Origin of the sequence: Streptomyces sp. NPDC059373, assembly GCF_042751495.1 — a bacterium.
Lineage (GTDB): Bacteria > Actinomycetota > Actinomycetes > Streptomycetales > Streptomycetaceae > Actinacidiphila.
On sequence record NZ_JBHYXC010000018.1, the window covers coordinates 110894 to 130329 of the forward strand.

At 71.0% G+C, this 19436-nt stretch carries 9 protein-coding genes; 8 read left to right on the top strand and 1 reads right to left on the bottom strand.

Annotated elements, in window-relative coordinates; translation table 11 throughout:
- Positions 1-180: 180 nt before the first annotated feature.
- The 8 genes from ACFXJ5_RS23745 (at position 181) to ACFXJ5_RS23780 (ending at position 14462) form a co-directional block, all read left to right on the top strand.
- Entirely contained in the window at positions 181-1812 is a 1632-nt protein-coding gene (locus tag ACFXJ5_RS23745; protein WP_384634398.1) for a serine/threonine-protein kinase, read from the top strand.
- Positions 1813-1960: 148 nt separating this feature from the next.
- Entirely contained in the window at positions 1961-4105 is a 2145-nt protein-coding gene (locus ACFXJ5_RS23750) for a protein kinase domain-containing protein (protein ID WP_384634401.1), read from the top strand.
- Between the two features lie 198 nt (positions 4106-4303).
- Positions 4304-5674 (top strand): ABC transporter substrate-binding protein, encoded by a 1371-nt coding sequence (locus ACFXJ5_RS23755; RefSeq protein WP_384634404.1) that lies wholly within the window; start codon positions 4304-4306, stop codon positions 5672-5674.
- A gap of 79 nt (positions 5675-5753) precedes the next feature.
- Positions 5754-7028, top strand: a complete 1275-nt coding sequence (locus tag ACFXJ5_RS23760; protein ID WP_384634407.1) for a carbohydrate ABC transporter permease — start codon at positions 5754-5756, stop codon at positions 7026-7028.
- Positions 7025-7939 (top strand): carbohydrate ABC transporter permease, encoded by a 915-nt coding sequence (locus tag ACFXJ5_RS23765; RefSeq protein ID WP_384634410.1) that lies wholly within the window; start codon positions 7025-7027, stop codon positions 7937-7939. Before ACFXJ5_RS23760 ends, ACFXJ5_RS23765 begins: the two co-directional genes overlap by 4 nt.
- A 123-nt stretch (positions 7940-8062) precedes the next feature.
- Positions 8063-10342, top strand: a complete 2280-nt coding sequence (locus tag ACFXJ5_RS23770) for a CDP-glycerol glycerophosphotransferase family protein (protein WP_384634413.1) — start codon at positions 8063-8065, stop codon at positions 10340-10342.
- 68 nt (positions 10343-10410) lie between these two features.
- Positions 10411-12693: a CDP-glycerol glycerophosphotransferase family protein gene (locus tag ACFXJ5_RS23775; protein ID WP_384634416.1), complete on the top strand. Its 2283-nt coding sequence runs from the start codon at positions 10411-10413 to the stop codon at positions 12691-12693.
- An 86-nt stretch (positions 12694-12779) separates the two neighbouring features.
- Positions 12780-14462 carry a hypothetical protein gene (locus ACFXJ5_RS23780; protein ID WP_384634418.1) on the top strand — a complete coding sequence of 561 codons (1683 nt, stop codon included), beginning with the start codon at positions 12780-12782 and terminating at the stop codon, positions 14460-14462.
- Here the strand turns inward: ACFXJ5_RS23780 and ACFXJ5_RS23785 are convergent.
- Positions 14347-19290: an NAD-glutamate dehydrogenase gene (locus tag ACFXJ5_RS23785; RefSeq protein ID WP_384634420.1), complete on the bottom strand. Its 4944-nt coding sequence runs from the start codon at positions 19288-19290 to the stop codon at positions 14347-14349. The genes ACFXJ5_RS23780 and ACFXJ5_RS23785 overlap by 116 nt on opposite strands.
- Positions 19291-19436 lie beyond the last annotated feature (146 nt).

The following is a 19436-nucleotide window of genomic DNA, read 5'->3' on the forward strand; positions in this document are numbered from 1 at the left end:
CCAGTCCCTCCCCCAGAGATCTTGAATGATCACCTTCGAACAGAACAGGCAACCAAGCGACCGTACCCCGCGTCCTATCCCCGAGCCTGTGCCGCGACCGAACGTCCCCGGAACCAGCGGTGTTCTCAGGCGGCGGCACTACAGTGGGCCGGAAAGGCTACGGACCAGGGAGCGCAGATCGTGCGGCCGGTAGGCAGCAAATACGTACTGGAGGAGCCGCTCGGGCGCGGTGCCACGGGCACCGTGTGGCGGTCCCAGGTGCGCGACACCGGCGAGACGGTCGCGATCAAGGTGCTCAAGGAAGAGCTCGCGAGCGACCCGGACATCGTCATGCGGTTCCTGCGCGAGCGCTCGGTCCTGGTACGGCTCACGCATCCGCACATCGTGAAGGTCCGCGACCTGGTGGTCGAGGGCGATCTGCTCGCGCTGGTCATGGACCTCGTCGACGGCCCGGACCTCTACCGCTACCTGCGCGAGAACGGCCCCTTCAGCCCGGTCGGCACCGCCCTGCTCACCGCCGCCGTCGCCGACGCGCTCGCCACCAGCCACGCCGACGGCGTCGTACACCGCGACCTCAAGCCCGCGAACGTCCTGCTCGCGACGGTCACCGGGGCCGACGGCAGCCCGCAGATGCACCCGATGCTCACCGACTTCGGCATCGCGCGACTGGCGGACTCCCCCGGCGTCACCCGTACGCACGAGTTCGTCGGCACGCCCGCCTACATAGCGCCGGAATCCGCGCAGGGACTGCCGCAGACCTCGGCGGTGGACGTCTACGGCGCCGGAATCCTGATGTACGAGCTGCTCACCGGGCATGCGCCGTTCCGCGGCGAGAGCGCGATCGAGGTGCTGCACCAGCACCTGAACGAGGAGCCGCGCCGCCCGTCGACCGTGCCCGAACCGCTGTGGACGGTCATCGAACGCTGCCTGCGCAAGAAGCCCGGCGAGCGCCCCAGTGCCGAGAACCTGGCCCGCGCGCTGCGGGTCGTCGCGGCCGGTGTCGGCGTGCACGCCACCCCGGCCGCCGCCGAGGCGGCGCTCGGCGTCGCCGCGCTGCTCGGGCCCGACCTGGAGCCGGCCACCGTCCCGGACCAGCAGCTCGTGCCGCCGGGCGCGGCCGACCCGACGCAGGTGCTCTCCCAGCAGCCCCCGCAGTCGTACGACCCGAACGCCGCCACCAGCGTGCTGTCCGCCGGCGACGGCACCCGGGTCATGCCGCCGATGCCCGACGGCCCGCCGCAGAGCGCCCAGCCGCAGGGCCCGCACCCGTGGGAGTCGCAGCTCAACGCCGCCCGCAACCGCGCCGAGCAGACCGAGGTCCAGTACCTCGACCCCAACCAGGACCCGCTGCGCCGCCGCCCGCGCCGCCAGCCCCAGCCCGGGCCCGCGGCCGCCCAGCAGCAGCGCTACGCCCAGCCGCAGCAGCAGCCCCGGCAGCAACCCCCGGCGTACCAGCAACCCCGCTACCAGCAGCCGCCGCCCCAACAGCAGCAGCCGCGCTACCAGCAGCCCCAGCCCCAGCGTTACGAGCCGCAGCGCCCGCCACCCGAACCGGCCCCGCGCCGGGAGCCGCGCCAGCGCAGCGCGAACCCGGTGAAGATCCCGGGTCTGGGCTGTCTCAAGGGCTGCATGACCATGATCGTCGTACTGGTCGTCATCTTCCTGCTGGCCTGGTACGTCGGACCGCTCCAGGACTGGTTCAACACCGGCAAGGGGCTGTGGGACAGCGTGACGGGCTGGATCAACTCGGCCTGGGACTGGGTATCCCAGATCAACAACGCCACCAACGGCGGGGGCTCCGGAGGCCAGTAATCCCGGGTGATGTTGGAGATTTGTCGACTTCCAGAGGGTGATTTCTCCGGCAGAAGCCCCGGTCACTACCGACTCGTTCCCCCAAGCGGCCCTCATCCGCGTAGCTTTGTCGCCAACACGACGGATCGTCGGAGGAGTCGAAGCAGCCTTGGCACGGAAGATCGGCAGCCGGTACACCGCCCACCAGGTGCTGGGGCGGGGTTCCGCCGGGACGGTATGGCTGGGCGACGGCCCCGAGGGGCCGGTCGCGATCAAGCTGCTGCGCGAGGACCTCGCCTCCGACCAGGAGCTCGTCGGCCGCTTCGTACAGGAACGCACCGCCCTGCTGTCGCTCGACCACCCGCACATCGTCGGCATCCGCGACCTCGTCGTCGACGGCAGTGACCTCGCCCTGGTCATGGACCTCGTACGCGGTACGGACCTGCGCTCCCGCCTGGAGCGCGAGCACCGTCTCTCCCCCGAGGCCGCGGTCGCCATCGCCGCCGACGTCGCCGACGGACTGGCCGCCGCGCACGCCGCCGGGGTCGTCCACCGCGACGTCAAGCCCGAGAACGTACTCCTGGACTCCGCCGCCCCGCCCGGGCCCGGCGGCGCGCCCCCGGCCCTGCTCACCGACTTCGGCATCGCCCGGCTGGTCGACTCCCCGCGCCGCACCCGCGCGACCCGCATCATCGGCACGCCGGACTATCTGGCCCCCGAGATCATCGAGGGCCTGCCGCCGCGGGCCAGTGTCGACATCTACGCGCTCGCCACCGTCCTGTACGAACTCATCGCCGGATTCACGCCCTTCGGCGGCGGCCACCCCGGCGCCGTACTGCGCCGCCATGTCACCGAGTCCGTGGCCCCGCTGCCCGATCTGCCGGACGAGCTGTGGCAGTTGCTCTCCCAGTGCCTGGCCAAGGCCCCGGCGTCCCGGCTGAAGGCCGGTGAACTCGGAGCGCGGCTGCGGGAGATGCTGCCCCAGCTCGCCGGGCTGCCGCCGATCGACGTCGACGCCCCGCACGACGCGCCGGACCCGGCGGGCGACGACCTGTACGAAGTCGACTTCGACGTGGAGCCGTTCGAGCCGTCCGGCCGGCGCGGAGCCGTGCCCCTCGTACGGGGCGCCGCCCCCGACTCCACCCGCGACACCCATACCAGCCTCAAGCTCCCCACCGCCGAGGAACTGGCCACCGGCCGCCCCGCCGCCGCCCGCACCGTCGGCGGGCCCCGGCACCGCCACCGCGCCTCCTCCGTGCCGGACGCGCTGCGCCGACGCCGCGTCAAGCTCGGCGCGGCCGCCGCCGCGGCGCTCGTCGCCGCCGGGCTCGGCGGCTGGGCCGTCGCCTCCGGCAGCAGCGACGACAACGGCTCCGGGTCCACCACCCGCGACGACCAGCAGCCCAGCGGCACCCCGACCGCGCCCACCGCGGGCGCCGCGTCCCCGCAGGGCGCGGTCGACTCGGCGGAGACCACGACCACGACCACCACGTCCGTGCTGTCGAAGTGGTCCTCCTTCAGCGCGCTGCCATCGCCGGGGGTCAAGCTGACCGGCGGCCCGCGTGCGATCAGGTTCGCCGGGACGACGTACGTCTTCGCGCGCGGCGCCGACAAGAGCGTCTGGTACTTCAACGGCACCTGGCACCGGCTTCCCGGCATAAGCGTCCTCGACGACCCCGCCGTGGTCTCCGCGAGCAGCGGCAAGCTCGACCTCTTCGCGCTGGGGACCGACCACCTGCTCTACCGCCGTACGCTCGCCTCCGGCACGTGGTCCGGCTGGTACCAGGTCGACCAGCGCACCGAGTTCGACTCCGCCCCGGCCGCGGCGTCCTCCGAGCCCGGCCGTATCGACCTCGTCGGCCGCGTCGGCGGCGACCTCGTCACCGCCTCCGTGGTCGACGGCCGCTGGAACGCCTGGGCGCTCGTCCCCACCGCCGGCCGCATCACCGCCGCCCCCGGCCTCGTCTCCCTCCGCGACGGATCGCTGGACGCCTTCGTCGTCCGCAAGGCCGACGGCGCCGTCCTCCGCCTCCCCTACGTCAACGGCGCCTGGCGCCCCTCCGAACTCGTCGACGGCCTCGCCACCACCGGGCGGCCCGAGGCCGTGGCCACCGGCTCCACGCTCCACGTCTACGCCCCCGCGGACGGCGGCGGCCTGACCCAGGCCGTCCACACCGCCTCCGGCTGGACCCTCGCCGACGTCCCCTCCACCTCCACCTCGGCGGCCGGCGCCAGCGCCTCCGCCTCCGGCGGCAAGGTCACGGTGTACGTCCGCCGCCCCGACGGCACGCTGGCCCGGGCGACGAGCCGCTGACTTCTTGCTCCCACAACCCACCATCCTCGCCGGTCACATCAAGGTCACGATCCAACGGCCCACCGCGCACGCGGTATTGCGGCCGCTCACAGACAGGGCATAGGACTGACGCGCAACGCGTAAGCGGATGACGCGGGGACGGGACGCCCAGCGAAGACTGCGGGGTGCGCGGATCCGCGCTGAGGGGATGGCAGGCAGATGCGAACATCCAGCAGGCGCACGCGCAGAGTGATCATCGGTGCGGTGGCGGCGGCCACGCTGACCGCGGCAGCCGCGGGCTGCAGCGGTGGCGGAAACGACAACAAGACCGGCGGCGGATCCTCCGCAAGCAGCGGAGGCGGCGTCGCGCTGCCCAGCCTGAAGGGGCAGAAGCTCGAGGTCGCGGCCGTGTGGACGGGCCCTGAGCAGAAGAACTTCCTGAAGGTGATCAACGAGTTCGAGAAGCTCACCGGCGCGAGCGTGAGCTTCGTGCCGACCGGTGACAACGTGTCCACCTTCCTCGGTTCGAAGATCGAGGGCGGTCAGCCGCCGGACGTGGCGTTCCTTCCGCAGGTGGGCGTGCTGCGCCAGTTCGCCGCGAAGGGGTGGCTGAAGCCGGTCGACAGCAGCGTCCAGGCGCAGTTGGACAAGAACTTCTCCAAGGGCTGGGTGGATCTCGGCGCCTATCAGGGCAAGCAGTACGGCGTGTATGCCAAGGCCGCGAACAAGTCGCTGGTCTGGTACAACACCAGCGCCTTCGAGACCGCGGGGCTCTCCTCCACGCCCACGACCTGGGCCGACTTCCTGAAGACGGCCCAGACGCTCTTCGAGTCGGGCACACCGGCCGTGTCGGTCGGCGGCGCCGACGGCTGGACGCTCACCGACTGGTTCGAGAACATCTATCTCTCGCAGGCCGGACCCGCCAAGTACGACCAGCTCGCCGCACACAAGATCAAGTGGACGGACGCCTCCGTCAAGCAGGCGCTCACCACGCTCGCGCAGCTCTTCGGCAACAAGGACCTGATCGCCGGCGGACAGAGCGGTGCACTCAACACCGACTTCCCGAAGTCGGTCACGCAGACCTTCACCGGCAATCCGCCGAAGGCGGCCATGGTGTACGAGGGCGATTTCGTCGGCTCCTTCATCAAGGACAACACCAGCGCGAAGGTCGGCACGAACGCCAAGGTCTTCCCGTTCCCGGCGGTCGGCAGCGGCAAGGCGCCGGTGGTCAGTGGCGGTGACGTCGGGGTGGCGCTGAAGAGCTCCAAGGGCGCGCAGGCGTTTCTGACGTTCCTCGCCTCGCCCGACGCGGCGAAGGTGTGGGCGTCCTCGGGCGGCTTCGTGTCGCCGAACAAGTCGCTGGCGCTGTCCGCCTATCCGGACGAGGTGTCCCGGGCCATCGCCAAGGCCCTGGTCGCGGCGGGCGACGACTTCCGGTTCGACATGTCCGACCAGGCCCCGGCGGCGTTCGGCGGCACCGCGGGCAAGGGCGAGTGGGCGGATCTGCAGACGTTCCTGAAGAACCCGGCCGACATCGCCGGCACCCAGTCGAAGCTGGAAGCGGACGCCGCCAAGGCGTACGCGGGCTGAGGCGGCGGCGATGGCCACCGTGGCAGCCGCGGGGGGCGCGCCGGCACCGGCCGGGCCCCCCGCCAGGCGCAGGAGTCTGATGGGCACCCGGCCCTGGGTGGTGGCGCTGTTCCTGCTGCCCGCGCTGGTGCTGCTCGGCGCGCTGGTGGTGTACCCGATCGGGTACACCACGTGGCGCAGTCTGTACGACGCCGGAGGCGCCCGCTTCGTCGGGCTGGAGAACTACGGCTCGGTCTTCAGCGACGACAGCACCTTCACCGCGCTGAAGAACACCGCGATCTGGGTGGCGGTGGCCCCCGCCCTGGCCACCGGCCTCGGGCTGATCTTCGCGGTGCTCACCGAACGGGTCAGCTGGGGCACGGCGTTCAAGCTGATCGTCTTCATGCCGATGGTCATCTCGATGCTGGCGGCCGGGATCATCTTCCGCCTGGTGTACGACGCGGATCCCAGCCGTGGCGTCGCCAACGCGGTGATCGTGGGCGTCCACGACACCTTCGCCGCGTCGTCGGCGTATCCGGGGGCCAAGCCGCGCCCCGGCGGCGACATCACCGCGACGTCCGGGGGCTCGTACACCACCAAGTCGACCGCGCAGCCGGGCACACCGGTGGCGCTGCCGCTGATCGGCATCCCGGCGGCCAAGCTGCCGGCCGGCACCCAGAACGCGAAGACCGCGTCCGGTTCGGGGCTGACCGGCACCGTATGGCTGGACTTCGCGCCGGGCGGCGGCGGGAAGCCCGGGGTGGTCGACCAGGGTGAGAAGGCGCTCAAGGGGGTGGAGGTCCAGGCGGTCAAGGGCGGGAAGGTGGTCGCGACCGCCAAGTCCGCCGCGGACGGCACCTTCTCGCTGCCCGCGTCGGCCGCCGGGGCCCAACTGCGGCTGCCGGCGTCGAACTTCGCCCAGCCGTACAGCGGGGTGGACTGGCTCGGGCCTTCGCTGGTCACGCCGGCCATCATCGGTTCGTACATCTGGATGTGGGCGGGCTTCGCGATGGTGCTGATCGCGGCCGGTCTGGCCGGGGTGCCGCGCGAGCTGATGGAGGCCGCGCGGGTGGACGGCGCGAACGAGTGGCAGGTCTTCCGCAAGGTCACCGTGCCGCTGCTGGCGCCGGTTCTGATCGTGGTGCTCGTGACGTTGATGATCAATGTGATGAAGGTCTTCGACCTCGTCTACATCATCGCCCCGCAGCCCAGCCAGCCCGCCGCGAACGTGCTGGCCCTGCAGCTGTACGTGTCGTCCTTCGGCGGCGGCAACAACCAGGGCCTGGGCAGCGCGATCGGCGTGATCCTGCTGCTGCTCGTCATCCCCGTGATGGCGTTCAACATCCGCCGTCTCAGGAGGGAGCGCCGCCGATGACATCGATCGCCGATACGGCCGGTACGACGGGGGCGGCCGCCACACCTGCGGCGGAGCGCCGGGAGCCGCTGGCCACCCGGCTGGCGGGACGGCTCGGGGGCGGCGCGGTGCGCGGCTTCCTGCTGCTGGTGGCGCTGTTCTGGCTGATGCCGACCGTCGGGCTGCTGATCTCGTCCTTCCGCGATCCGACGGACATCGGCACGTCGGGCTGGTGGAAGGTGTTCAGCACTCCGGCCCAACTGACCGTCAACAACTACCAGGACCTGCTGAGCGACCACGCGATCACCTCGTCGCTGGTCAACACGGTGCTGATCACCGTCCCGGCCACCCTGCTGGTGGTGGTCATCGGGTCGCTGGCCGGCTACGCCTTCGCGTGGATGGACTTCCGCGGCCGGGACTGGCTGTTCCTGCTGGTCGTGGGACTGCTGGTGGTGCCGATCCAGATCGCGCTGCTCCCGGTGGAGCACCTGTTCCGGGACATCGGGATCTTCGGCGAGATCATCGGGGTGATCCTCTTCCACGTGGGCTTCGGTCTGCCCTTCGCGATCTTCCTGCTGCGTAACTTCTTCGCGGAGATCCCGCGCGAGTTGCTGGAGGCCGCGCGGCTGGACGGTGCGAGCGAGCTGCGGCTGTTCACCCAGGTGATCATGCCGCTGGGCGGGCCGGCGATCGCGTCGCTCGGCATCTTCCAGTTCCTGTGGGTGTGGAACGACATGCTGGTGGCGCTGATCTTCTCCAACGCCGACTCGCAGCCCATCACGGTCGCCCTGCAGCAGCAGGTGCGGCAGTTCGGCAACAACGTCGACGTCCTGGCGCCCGGCGCCTTCATCTCGATGGTGATCCCGCTGATCGTGTTCTTCGCGTTCCAGCGACAGTTTGTCTCCGGGGTGATGGCCGGAGCCGTGAAGTAGCCGTAACCAGATCACCGTTCGCGGCGTTGCCCGGAATATAACGGGCACACGCCGCGTACGTTGCAGTTCATCCGATAACCGGCGAAGCCCGCTCCGCGCCCGCCGATCCTATTGGATGTCCCCTTGCCCCGGTTCAGCGTCATCGTGCCCGCCTACAAGGTGCAGGCCTACCTGCACGAGTGCATCGAGTCGGTCCTCGGACAGGGCTTCTCCGACTTCGAGCTGATCGCCGTCGACGACTGCTCTCCCGACGGCAGCGGCGCCATCCTCGACGACTTCGCCGTCCGCGACGCCCGGGTGAGCGTCCTGCACCTCCCCGAGAACGTCGGCCTCGGCCGCGCCCGCAACGCCGGCATGGCCCGGGCCACCGGCGACTACCTGCTCTTCCTCGACAGCGACGACACCCTCACCCCGGGCTCGCTCCAGGCGATCGCCGACCGGCTGAAGGAGGCCGACGAGCCCGACCTCCTGGTCTTCGACTACGTCCGCACCTACTGGGACGGCAGAATCGCCCGCAACCAGCGCGCCGACCTCCTCGCCCAGAACCCCGAGGGCCCCCAGGTCCTCACCCTCGCCGACCGCCCCGGGCTGCTGAAGCTGCTCCAGGTCGCCTGGAACAAGGCGTACAAGCGGGAGTTCGTCGAGCGGCGCGGCTTCACCTTCCCGCCCGGCTACTACGAGGACACCCCCTGGACCTATCCGGTGCTGCTCAGCGCCCGTACGATCGCGGTCCTGGACCGGGTCTGCGTGCACTACCGGCAGCGGCGGCAGGGCAACATCCTCAGCACCACCAGCCGCAAGCACTTCGACATCTTCGACCAGTACGACCGGGTCTTCGGTCACATCGACAGCAACCCCACGCTCGACCGCTGGCGCCCCGCCGTCTTCGGCCGCATGGTCGCCCACCTCGCCACGGTCTACAGCTCCGCGGGGCGACTGCCCAGGTCGGCCCGGTCGGCGTTCTTCAAACGCTGCCGCCAGCACTACAAGCGCTACCGGCCCACCGGCGGCGCCGTGGGCACGCAGGCGCGCCACCTGCTGCTCGGCCTCGGCGCCCGCCGCACCTTCGACGGCCTGCGCCTCGCCGGGCGCATGCGCCGCAGGGTGCGGGCCCGCGGCAAGGTCGCGTACCGCAGGCTGCGCAGCGCCCTGCTGCGGCTGCACTACGCCGTCCAGCGCCGGCGCCCGCTCGACCCGGGCCTCGCGGTGTTCAGCGCCTACTGGAACCGCGGCTACGCCTGCAATCCCGCCGCCATCGAGGCCACCGTCCGGGCGCTCGCCCCACACATCCGCACCGCCTGGATCACCCATCCGCGGCACGCCCACACCCTGCCGCCCGGCGTGCGCCGCCTGCACCCCGGCTCGGCCGCCTACTGGACGGCGCTGGCCAGGGCCACGTACGTGGTCAGCAATGTCAACCTGCCGGACCACTACGCGAAGCGGCCGGGGCAGACCAACATCCAGACCCACCACGGCACCCCGCTCAAGCACATGGGCGTCGACCTGATGGACCGCCCCGCCGCCGCCCGGGACATGGACTTCGGCCGGCTGCTGCGGCACGCCGACCGCTGGGACTTCAGCGTCTCCGCCAACCGCCACTCCACGCTGACCTGGGAGCGCGCCTACCCCTCGGGCTTCACGACTCTCGAGTACGGCTATCCGCGCAACGACGTCTTCCAGCAGGCCACCGCCGAGGACGTGCTGCGCGTCCGCAGCGAGCTGGGCATCCCCCACGAGGCCACCGCCGTCCTGTACGCCCCCACCCACCGCGACTACCGGCGCGGCCTGCACACGCCCGCCGACCTGCGGCGCATGGCCCGCGAACTGGGCCCCGGCTTTGTGATCCTGCTGCGTACGCACTACCTCGAGGACGGCGCCTCGCCCGCCGCCGCCGTGCCCGACGGGGTCATCGACGTCTCCGGGCACCCGAGCGTCGAGGAGCTGTGCCTGGCCGCCGACGTCCTGCTCACGGACTACTCGTCCATCATGTTCGACTACGCCAACCTGGACCGCCCGATCGTCCTGCACACCGAGGACTGGGCCGCGTACGGAGCCGCCCGCGGCACCTACTTCAACATCATCGCCGAGCCGCCCGGCCTGGTCGCCCGCACCGAGGACGAACTCATCGACATCCTCACCACCGACGCCTGGCGCGGCCCCCGTTCCGCCGAACTGCGGGCCGCCTTCCGGGCGCGCTTCTGCCCGTACGACGACGGGCATGCCGGCGAGCGGATCGTCCGCCGGGTCTTCCTCGGCGAGGACGGCGGGCTGCCCTCGGTCATCCCGCTCGAACAGCGCCGCCCCGCCCCCGCGCCCAACCGGGCCCGCGCGCTGACCCCGCGCCCCCACACCGGGGTGCCCGCGCCCTTGCTCAGTCACTTCGAGGTCCACCCGCAGGCGTGACCTGGCGCCTCATGGCGAGTTGAACCCCTTGTCCGTGTCCGCGCGTCCAGGAAATCCAGGATCCCCCCATGCCCCGCTTCAGCATCATCGTCCCGGTCCACAAGGTGCAGGGATACCTGCGTGAGTGTCTCGACTCCGTACTGTCGCAGTCATTCCCCGACACCGAGCTGATCGCCGTCGACGACTCCTCACCCGACAACTCCGGCCGCATCCTGGACGAGTACGCCGCCCGCGACACCCGCGTCACCGTCGTCCACCACGACCGCAACCTCGGCGTCGGCGCCTCCCGCAACTCCGGCGCCGAGCGCGCCACCGGCGACTACATCCTCTTCCTGGACGGCGACGACACGATCGCGCCCGGCTCCCTCGACGCCATCGCCGAACGCCTCAAGCAGGACGAGGACCCGGACATCCTCTACTTCGACCACGTCCGCACCTACTGGTGGGACTCCGCCGAGAAGAGCCTGTTCGGCGAGCTGCTCGCGTCGGCCGGCACCGATGTCTTCCGCATCACCGACCGCCCCGAGTTCCTCAAGCTCTTCGCGATGACCTCGAACCGCGTCTACCGCCGCGACTTCTACCAGGGCCACGGCTTCGCCTTCAGCGACGGCATCTACGAGGACGCCCTCGTCTCGTACATGACCATGCTCACCGCCGAGCGCATCTCCTGCCTCAACCGCGTCGTCCTCGAATACCGCCAGCGCCGTGCCGGAGCCAGCACGCGCAGCCCGGGCCGCAACCACTTCGTCATCTTCGACCAGTACACGCGGCTCTTCGCCTTCCTGGACGGCAAGGAGCACCTGACCGGCCTGCGCCCCCAGATCTTCGAACGGGCCGTCACCCACCTCCTCTTCTGCCTGGGCAACCCCGAGCGGATCCCGCCGCGGCTGCGCCGCGAGTTCTTCCGGCTGGGCGTGAAGTGGTACCGGCAGCACGTGCCCGCCGGCTTCGTACCGTCCGCCGAACTGCGGCCGTTCGCCCGTGGCGGCTACGCACGGCTGCGCATCGCCGAGCGGACGGCGGGCATGCTGCGGGGCATCGCGAAGCGCAGGCGCAACGCCCGGCGGACCGTCACACAGAGCTTCAAGGCCGCGCTGTACCGCTACCACCTGCGGCGGCCGCTCGACCCCCACCTCGCTGTCTATGCCGCCTACTGGGACCGGGGCGTGCTCTGCAATCCGGCGGCGATCTTCCGCAAGCAACAGGAACTGGCCCCGCACATCCGCGCGGTGTGGGTGGTCCGCAAGTCCGACGCCGACCGGGTCCCGGCCGGGGTCGACCACGTCGTGCCGGGCACCCGGCGCTACTGGCGGTCGCTGGCCCGGGCCACCTACCTGATCAACAACGTCAACTTCGCCAACGCCGTCGTCAAGCGCCCCGGCTCCGTACACGTCCAGACCCACCACGGCACTCCGCTGAAGAAGATGGGCATCGACCAGCAGCGCTACCCCGCCTCCGCCAACGGCATGAGCTTCCGCAAGCTCCTCGACCGCGTCGACCGCTGGGACCTCAGCCTCTCCGCCAACCCGCACTCCACCGAGGTCTGGGAGCGGGTCTACCCCTCCTCCTTCCGCCAGCTCGAATCCGGCTACCCGCGCAACGACGTCTACGTCACGGCCGGCGCGGCCGAGGTCGAGGCCGCCCGAGACGCGCTCGGCATCCCGGCCGGGCGGGTGGCGATCCTCTACGCCCCCACGATGCGCGACTACCAGAAGGGGTACGTACCGCGGCTGGACTTCGCCCGCGTCTGCCGCGAACTGGGCCCGGACTTCGTCCTGCTGGCCCGTACGCACTACTTCCACGCCGGCGACGAAGCGCTGAGCGAGCTGCACGACCGGGGCCTGGTCATCGACGTCTCCCGGCACCCGTCGGTCGAGGAGCTGTGCCTGGCGGCGGACGCCCTGGTCACGGACTACTCGTCCATCATGTTCGACTACGCCAACCTCGACCGGCCCATCGTCATCCACGCCGACGACTGGCCCGTCTACCGCGCCTCCCGCGGCGTCTACTTCGACCTGCTGTCCGGCGAGCCCGGCGACACCCCCGGCCCGGTCTCCACCTCCGACGAGGAATTCGTCCGCGTCTTCCGCGACGGCGACTGGAACAGCCCCCACTCCACCGAACTCCGGGCCGCCTTCCGGGCGCGTTTCTGCGCCTTCGACGACGGGCGGGCCGCCGAGCGCGTCGTGCGCCACGTCTTCCTCGGCGAGGACCAGCCCCCTCTCCCCTACGTCCCGCTCGCCGACCGCACCCCCGCCCCCGCCCCGTCCGAGCTCGCCGCCGGCCGGCCGCTGGTGCCCTCGCCGGGCGGTGAGCTGGGCAAGGACACCGCCTCCTCTTCTCCGACGTAGCCCGGACGGCCCAGCCGCTGTGGCACCCCACCGGATCGCCCTGAAAGCTCGTTCGTAACCACAGGGTGATTCCGGGAGGGGCCACAGTGACCGGCGTTCTGACCACGATCCATGCGAATCCGCAGGTCACTGCCCCCGACACCGGGCAGTACAGACAGGCCGGGCGATGGCGTACGACGCCCTTCCAGCTGATCGGCGGGATCTTCTGGGCGATGGTGTCCGCCCAGGCCTGGCGCACTCCCATCGCCGCCGACTTCGGCCAGCACGCCGCCGCGATCGAACGCGTCAAGGCCGACTGGCTGCATCCGGCGAACCCGCTGCTCGACATACCGGCCCACGGCAGCCCGTACTTCACGCCGTACACCGTCGCCCTCGGGCTGCTGGCGAAGGCCACCGGGCTGGCGGGCTGGGAGGTCCTCAAGGCGTGCGGGCCGCTCAATCTGGCCGTGCTGGTCACCGGCGTCGCGGCGTTCACCCGCACGCTGAGCGCGCGCAGCTGGGCGCCGGTGCTGGCGCTCGCGGCCTTCGTACTGCTCTGGGGGCCGGTGCACATGGAGTGGAGCGGCTTCCTGGGGCTGCAGTCACTGGTCCGGGGCGTGACCTATCCCAGCGCGCTGGCGGTCGGGCTGACCTTCCACCTGTGGGCGCTGACCGCCCGCTACGCCCGGCCCGGCCCCAGACCGGGGCCCTGGGTGTACGCGGGGGTGGGCCTCCTGTGCGGCCTGGTGGTGCTCATCCACCCCATCACGGCCCTGGGCACCGTCATCGGCATGGTCGCGCTGCTCATGGGCTGCCGGCGCCGGTGGAACCGTACGGCGACCGAGCGGTGGGCGCTGGCCGCGGCGGTGGCCTTCGCCGTGGCCGCGTGGTGGCCGTACTTCAGCGTGTTCGCGCTGGCCGGTGATCCGACGGTGGACCGGATACACCGGCCGCTCTACGGGGACCTGTGGGGCTGGTACGGGCTCGCGCTCGCCGGACTGCCGGCGCTGTACTGGCGGGCGCGGCGGGATCTGTTCGACCCGCTGGTGGTGATGTTCGTGCTGGGGTGCGGGGTGGCCGCGTACGGCTGGTTCAGCGGGCACTACACGTACGGGCGAATATTCGGGGTGCTGCTGGTGCCCCTGCAGTTCTCGCTGGCCGTCGAGCTGGCCGACGTGCCGCGCTGGACCGGATGGCACCGGCTTCTGGTACCGCTGGCCGCCGTCGCCGCCTGCGCCGGGCTGGTGGCGCAGGCAGGCGCGGTCGTGCCCAGGCGGTACGAGCCGGTCGCCCTGCAGCGGGTGCCCCACTGGCCGAGCTACCGGTGGGCCGCGGACCGCATCCCGGCCGGCGACACCGTCCTGGCCCACGGCTACGTGCCCACCCGCGCCCTTCCGGCGTACGGCGTCTTCCTCGTCGCCCCGACCTGGCCCGACCCCTCCACGCCCGCCGCCGTCCGGCTCCGCCGCCAGGACGCCGTACGGGCCTACTTCGCCGCCGACGCCACCACGACCGCCCGGTCCCGCATCGCCCGGACCTACCACGCGAAGTGGGTCCTGACGCTGCGGGACGAGCCGGCACCGGCCGACGGGAGGCTGGCGGCCGCCAGCTCCGTGACCGGTGAACGGCTCTTCCGGCTGGGCGAGCGCCCGGCGCCGCCGGGCGGCCCGCCGCCTAGCGGTGCGTCCGCAGAAGCGTACGGATCGTCCGCATCGCGACCGACAGGTTGGCCAGGTCGTACGCCTCGGAGGTCTGGATCTCCTCCAGGGTGGTCCGGGCCCGCCCGATGATGGCCGCGTTCGAGGACTCCCAGGCCTTGAAGCGCTGCTCGGGCGTCGAGGTGCCGTTGCCCGCCGACAGGACGTCGGCGGTGAGCGCCGCGTGGGCCGAGAACAGGTCCTCGCGGATGGCCGCGCGGGCCATGGACTGCCAGCGGTCGGCGCGGGGCAGCTCGATGATGCGGTCGAGGAGCTGCGTGATGCCGAGCCGGTGGCCGAGGGCGTTAAATACCTCGGCGACGTCCAGCGGGTCGTTGCCGGTCCGGTTGGCGACGTCGACGATGTCGAGGATCGGGAAGGCGGAGGAGAGTCCGGCGACCCGCGTCGCCAGCTCCTCCGGAACCCCGGAGCCGGTCACCTCGTCGTGGATGGACTGGTACCACTCCAGGTCCGCACCGCGCAGCAGCTTGGGCAGCACCGCCCACACGGTCGCGACGCCCTCGGCGAAGAAGTCGATCGTGCCGGCGATCTCCAGCGGCTGCGGGCGGTTGTTGAGCAGCCAGCGGGCGCCGCGCTCGACGAGCCGCCGCGAGTGGAGCCGGATGCGGGTCTGGACGTCCGCGGGCACGACGTTGTCGAGTGCCTCGACGTCGTCCCAGATCCGGCCGAGGCCGAAGATCTCCCGGGCGGCGGTGTGGGCCCGGACGATCTCCTCGGTCATGGCGCCGGTCTCCTCCTTGAAGCGGTGGAGGAAGGTCGTACCCGCCGTGTTGACGGTGTCGTTGACCAGGACCGTGGTGACGATCTCGCGGTGCAGGGCGTGGTTGTCGATCTGCGGCTCGAAGTTCTCGCGCAGGGCGTGCGGGAAGTACTCGTGCAGCAGGGCCCGCAGATACGGGTCGTCGGGCAGGTCCGTGGCGATCAGTTCACTCGCCATGGTGATCTTCGTGTACGCCAGCAGCACGGCCAGCTCGGGCTGGGTCAGGCCCTGCCCGGAGGCGAGCCGCTCGCGGATCTGCCGGTCGGTGGGCAGGAACTCCAGGGCCCGGTCGAGATGGCCCTCGCGCACCAGGCGGCGGATGTAGCGCTGGTGGGCGTGGAGGAGGCTGCTGGACTGGGCCATGCTGTTGGCCAGCGCCACGTTCTGCGCGTAGTTGTTGCGCAGCACCAGCGCGCCGACCTCGTCGGTCATCTGGGCGAGCAGCTTGTTGCGCTGCTTGACCGTCATGTCGCCGTCGGCGACGACCGCGTTGAGCAGGATCTTGATGTTGACCTCGTGGTCGGAGGCGTCCACGCCGGCGCTGTTGTCGATCGCGTCGGTGTTGATCTTCCCGCCGTTGAGGGCGAACTCGATCCGCCCCAGCTGGGTCAGGCCCAGGTTGCCGCCCTCGCCGACGACCTTGGCCCGCAGCTCGTTGCCGTCGACCCGGATGGGGTCGTTGGCCTTGTCGCCGACGTCGGCGTGCGATTCGGTCGAGGCCTTGACGTACGTACCGATGCCGCCGTTCCACAGCAGGTCCACCGGGGCCTGGAGGATGGCCTTCATCAGCTCGGCGGGGGTGAGCTTGGCGACCGGCTGCTCGATGCCGAGGGCCTTGCGGATCTGCGGGGTGATGGTGATGGCCTTGGCCGTACGGGGGAAGACCCCGCCGCCGGCCGAGATCAGCGAGGTGTCGTACTCCGCCCAGCTGGAGCGCGGCAGCTCGAACATCCGGCGCCGCTCGGCGTACGAGGTCGCGGCGTCCGGGTGCGGGTCGATGAAGATGTGCCGGTGGTCGAAGGCGGCGACCAGGCGGATGTGCTCGCTGAGCAGCATGCCGTTGCCGAAGACGTCTCCGGACATGTCGCCGACGCCGGCGACCGTGAAGTCCTCGGTCTGGGAGTTGTGGCCCATCTCGCGGAAGTGCCGCTTGACGGACTCCCAGGCGCCCTTGGCGGTGATGCCCATCTTCTTGTGGTCGTAGCCGACCGAGCCGCCGGAGGCGAAGGCGTCGCCGAGCCAGAAGCCGTACGAGACGGCGACCTCGTTGGCGATGTCGGAGAAGGCGGCGGTGCCCTTGTCGGCGGCGACCACGAGGTAGGTGTCGTCGCCGTCGTGCCGTACGACATCGGTCGGGGGCACGACCTGGCCGCCGACCAGGTTGTCGGTGATGTCGAGCAGACCGGAGATGAAGGTCTTGTACGAGGCGATGCCCTCGGCCAGCCACGCGTCGCGGTCCACCGACGGGTCGGGCAGCCGCTTGCCGACGAAGCCGCCCTTGGCGCCGACCGGCACGATGACGGTGTTCTTCACCATCTGCGCCTTGACCAGGCCCAGCACCTCGGTACGGAAGTCCTCGCGGCGGTCGGACCAGCGCAGGCCGCCTCGGGCGACCTTGCCGAAGCGCAGGTGGACGCCCTCGACGCGCGGCGAGTAGACCCAGATCTCGTACGCCGGGCGGGGCGCGGGCAGGTCGGGGATGGCCTGCGGGTCGAACTTCATCGACAGGTAGTCGTGCGGGTGGCCGTCCTCGCGGCGCTGGAAGTAGTTCGTGCGCAGCGTCGCCTTGATGAGGGTCAGGAAGGCCCGCAGGATGCGGTCCTCGTCCAGGCTGGCGACCTGGTCGAGGGCGGCGTCCAGCTCCTCCATCAGGGCGTCGGTCAGCTCACTGCCGGCCCGCTGGTGGTCGGGTGACATCCGGGCCTGGAAGAGGTTGACCAGCAGCCGGGTGGTGTGGACGTTGGATCGGAGGGTGTCCTCCATGTAGTCCTGGCTGAAGGTGGAGCCCGCCTGCCGCAGGTACTTGGCGTACGCGCGCAGCACCACGGCCTGCCGCCAGGTCAGCCCGGCGCCCAGCACGAGGGAGTTGAAGCCGTCGTTCTCGGCGTGGCCGGACCAGGTGGCGGCGAAGGCCTCCTGGAACCGCTCGCGGGCGTCGTCGCCGAGGTCGCCGAGGGAGCGGTCGACGCGCAGCCCGAAGTCGTAGATCCAGGCGCGGCTGCCGTCGCCGCGGCGCAGTTCGTACGGGCGCTCGTCGATGACCTCGACGCCCAGGCGCTGGAGGATCGGCAGCACGGCGGAGAGCGAGACGGGCGCGCCGGTGCGGTAGATCTTGAAGCGGCGCTCGTCCTGCGGGGCGCTGACCGGCTCGTACAGGCTGAGGGTGAAGTCCTCGTCCGGCTTGAGGCGTTCGATGTGCTGGAGGTCGGCGACGGCGGTGCGGGCGGTGAAGTCGGCCTTGTAGCCCTCGGGGAAGGCGTGCTGGTAGCGGCGGGCCAGGGCCGCCGCGCGCTCCTCTCCGCACTCGGAGATCAGCGCCTCGGCGAAGCCGTCGGCCCAGGAGCGGGTGGCGTCGGAGAGCCGGGCCTCGATCCGCTCGACGTCGGCGTCGGTGAGGTGCACCAGCTCGGTGCCGGGCTCGACGCGGACCACGAAGTGCAGCCGGGACAGCACGGATTCGGTGTGCAGGGCGGTGAAGTCGACCGGGTGCCGGCCGTTCAGCTCCTCGACCAGGATGTCGGTGAGCTTGAGCCGTACGTCGGTGGTGAAGCGGTCGCGCGGCAGGTAGACCAGCGCCGAGTAGTAGCGCCCGTACTCCTCCTGGCGCAGGAACAGCCGCAGCCGGCGGCGTTCCTGGAGGTAGAGCACGCTGGTGGCGACCGACAGCAGCTGGTCGACCGGGGTCTGGAACAGTTCGTCGCGCGGGTAGGTCTCCAGGATCTGCAGCAGGTCCCGGCCGTCGTGGCTCTCCGGCCCGAAGCCCGCCTTCTCCAGGACCTCCTGGACCTTGCGGCGGACCACCGGCACACGGCGTACGGACTCGGTGTACGCGGCCGAGGAGAACAGGCCGAGGAAGCGGCGCTCGCCGATGACATTGCCGTCGGCGTCGAACTTCTTGACCCCGACGTAGTCCAGGTAGGAGCGGCGGTGCACGGTGGCGCGGCTGTTGGCCTTGGTCAGGACCAGCAGCTTGTGCTCACGGGCCTTGGCGCGCACGTCGCGCGGCAGCCGGTGGAAGGACGGGGACACCGGGTGGGCCGCGTCGCCGGACTCGGCGTGCGAGGGGTCGGAGCGCAGGATGCCGAGACCGGTACCGGGGACGGGCGCGAGGACGTCCTCCGCCTCACCCTCCGGGGTGTTCTCGGTGACCAGCTCGTACTCGCGGTAGCCGAGGAAGGTGAAGTGGTCCTCGGCGAGCCAGCACAGCAGCTCCTCCGCCTCGGCGATCTCCTGCTGGGGCATGCCCATCGGCGGCGCCGCGGCCAGCTCACCGGCCACGAACAGCGCGCGCTCGTGCATCTTCGTCCAGTCCTCGACCGCCTCGCGGACATCGGACAGGACGCGGCGCAGGTCGGCGGTGATCTGCTTGAGGTCGGCCCGGTCGGTCTCGCGGTCGATCTCGACATGGATCCACGACTCGACGAGCGCGTCGTGCGGCAGCTCGCTCACGTCGGCGGGCCGGTCGCTGCCCAGCACCTCGAGGAGTTTGCCGGTCACATCGCGCCGGACCACGATCTGGGGGTGGATCACCACATGGATCGCGCGGTCCTGCCGGGACAGCTCGTTGGTGACCGAGTCGACCAGGAACGGCATGTCGTCGGTGACCACCTCGACGACGGTGTGGCTGTCCGTCCAGCCGTTCTCCTCGACGGTCGGGGTGTGCACCCGTACGTTCGCGGTGCCCTGCGGGCGTACCTCGGCGAGGCGGTAGTGCGACAGTGCCGCGCCGTAGATGTCGACCGGGTCTCTGGAGATCAGGTCCTCGGGTGCGGTGTGAAGGTAGTAGCGCTGCAGGAAGGCACGGACCGCCTCTTCCCCATCGAGCCCCCGGCCGGGTTCGCCCCCCGCCGGGCTGTTCTCACCCACCCGGGCCGCCCGTGCGAGCAGCTCGGCCTTGGCTTCGTCCAGCTTGGTCTGCATGTCCTCATGCTCCTGTCGCGCGCCATTGCGTGACGTAGATGACGGTGCTCGGATGATCAGCGCTGATCACGCTGTAAGGCTATCGCTCCGTCCCGGGGGGCTGTCAGGGGCTCTTTGTGTACAAAACCACGAACCAATCTTTGACG

Coding starts and splice junctions, on each gene's coding strand:
- ACFXJ5_RS23755 (WP_384634404.1), top strand. CDS start 4,304: ATGCGAACATCCAGCAGGCGCACGCGCAGAGTGATCATCGGTGCGGTG.
- ACFXJ5_RS23760 (WP_384634407.1), top strand. CDS start 5,754: ATGGGCACCCGGCCCTGGGTGGTGGCGCTGTTCCTGCTGCCCGCGCTG.
- ACFXJ5_RS23765 (WP_384634410.1), top strand. CDS start 7,025: ATGACATCGATCGCCGATACGGCCGGTACGACGGGGGCGGCCGCCACA.
- ACFXJ5_RS23775 (WP_384634416.1), top strand. CDS start 10,411: ATGCCCCGCTTCAGCATCATCGTCCCGGTCCACAAGGTGCAGGGATAC.
- ACFXJ5_RS23785 (WP_384634420.1), bottom strand. CDS start 19,290: ATGCAGACCAAGCTGGACGAAGCCAAGGCCGAGCTGCTCGCACGGGCG.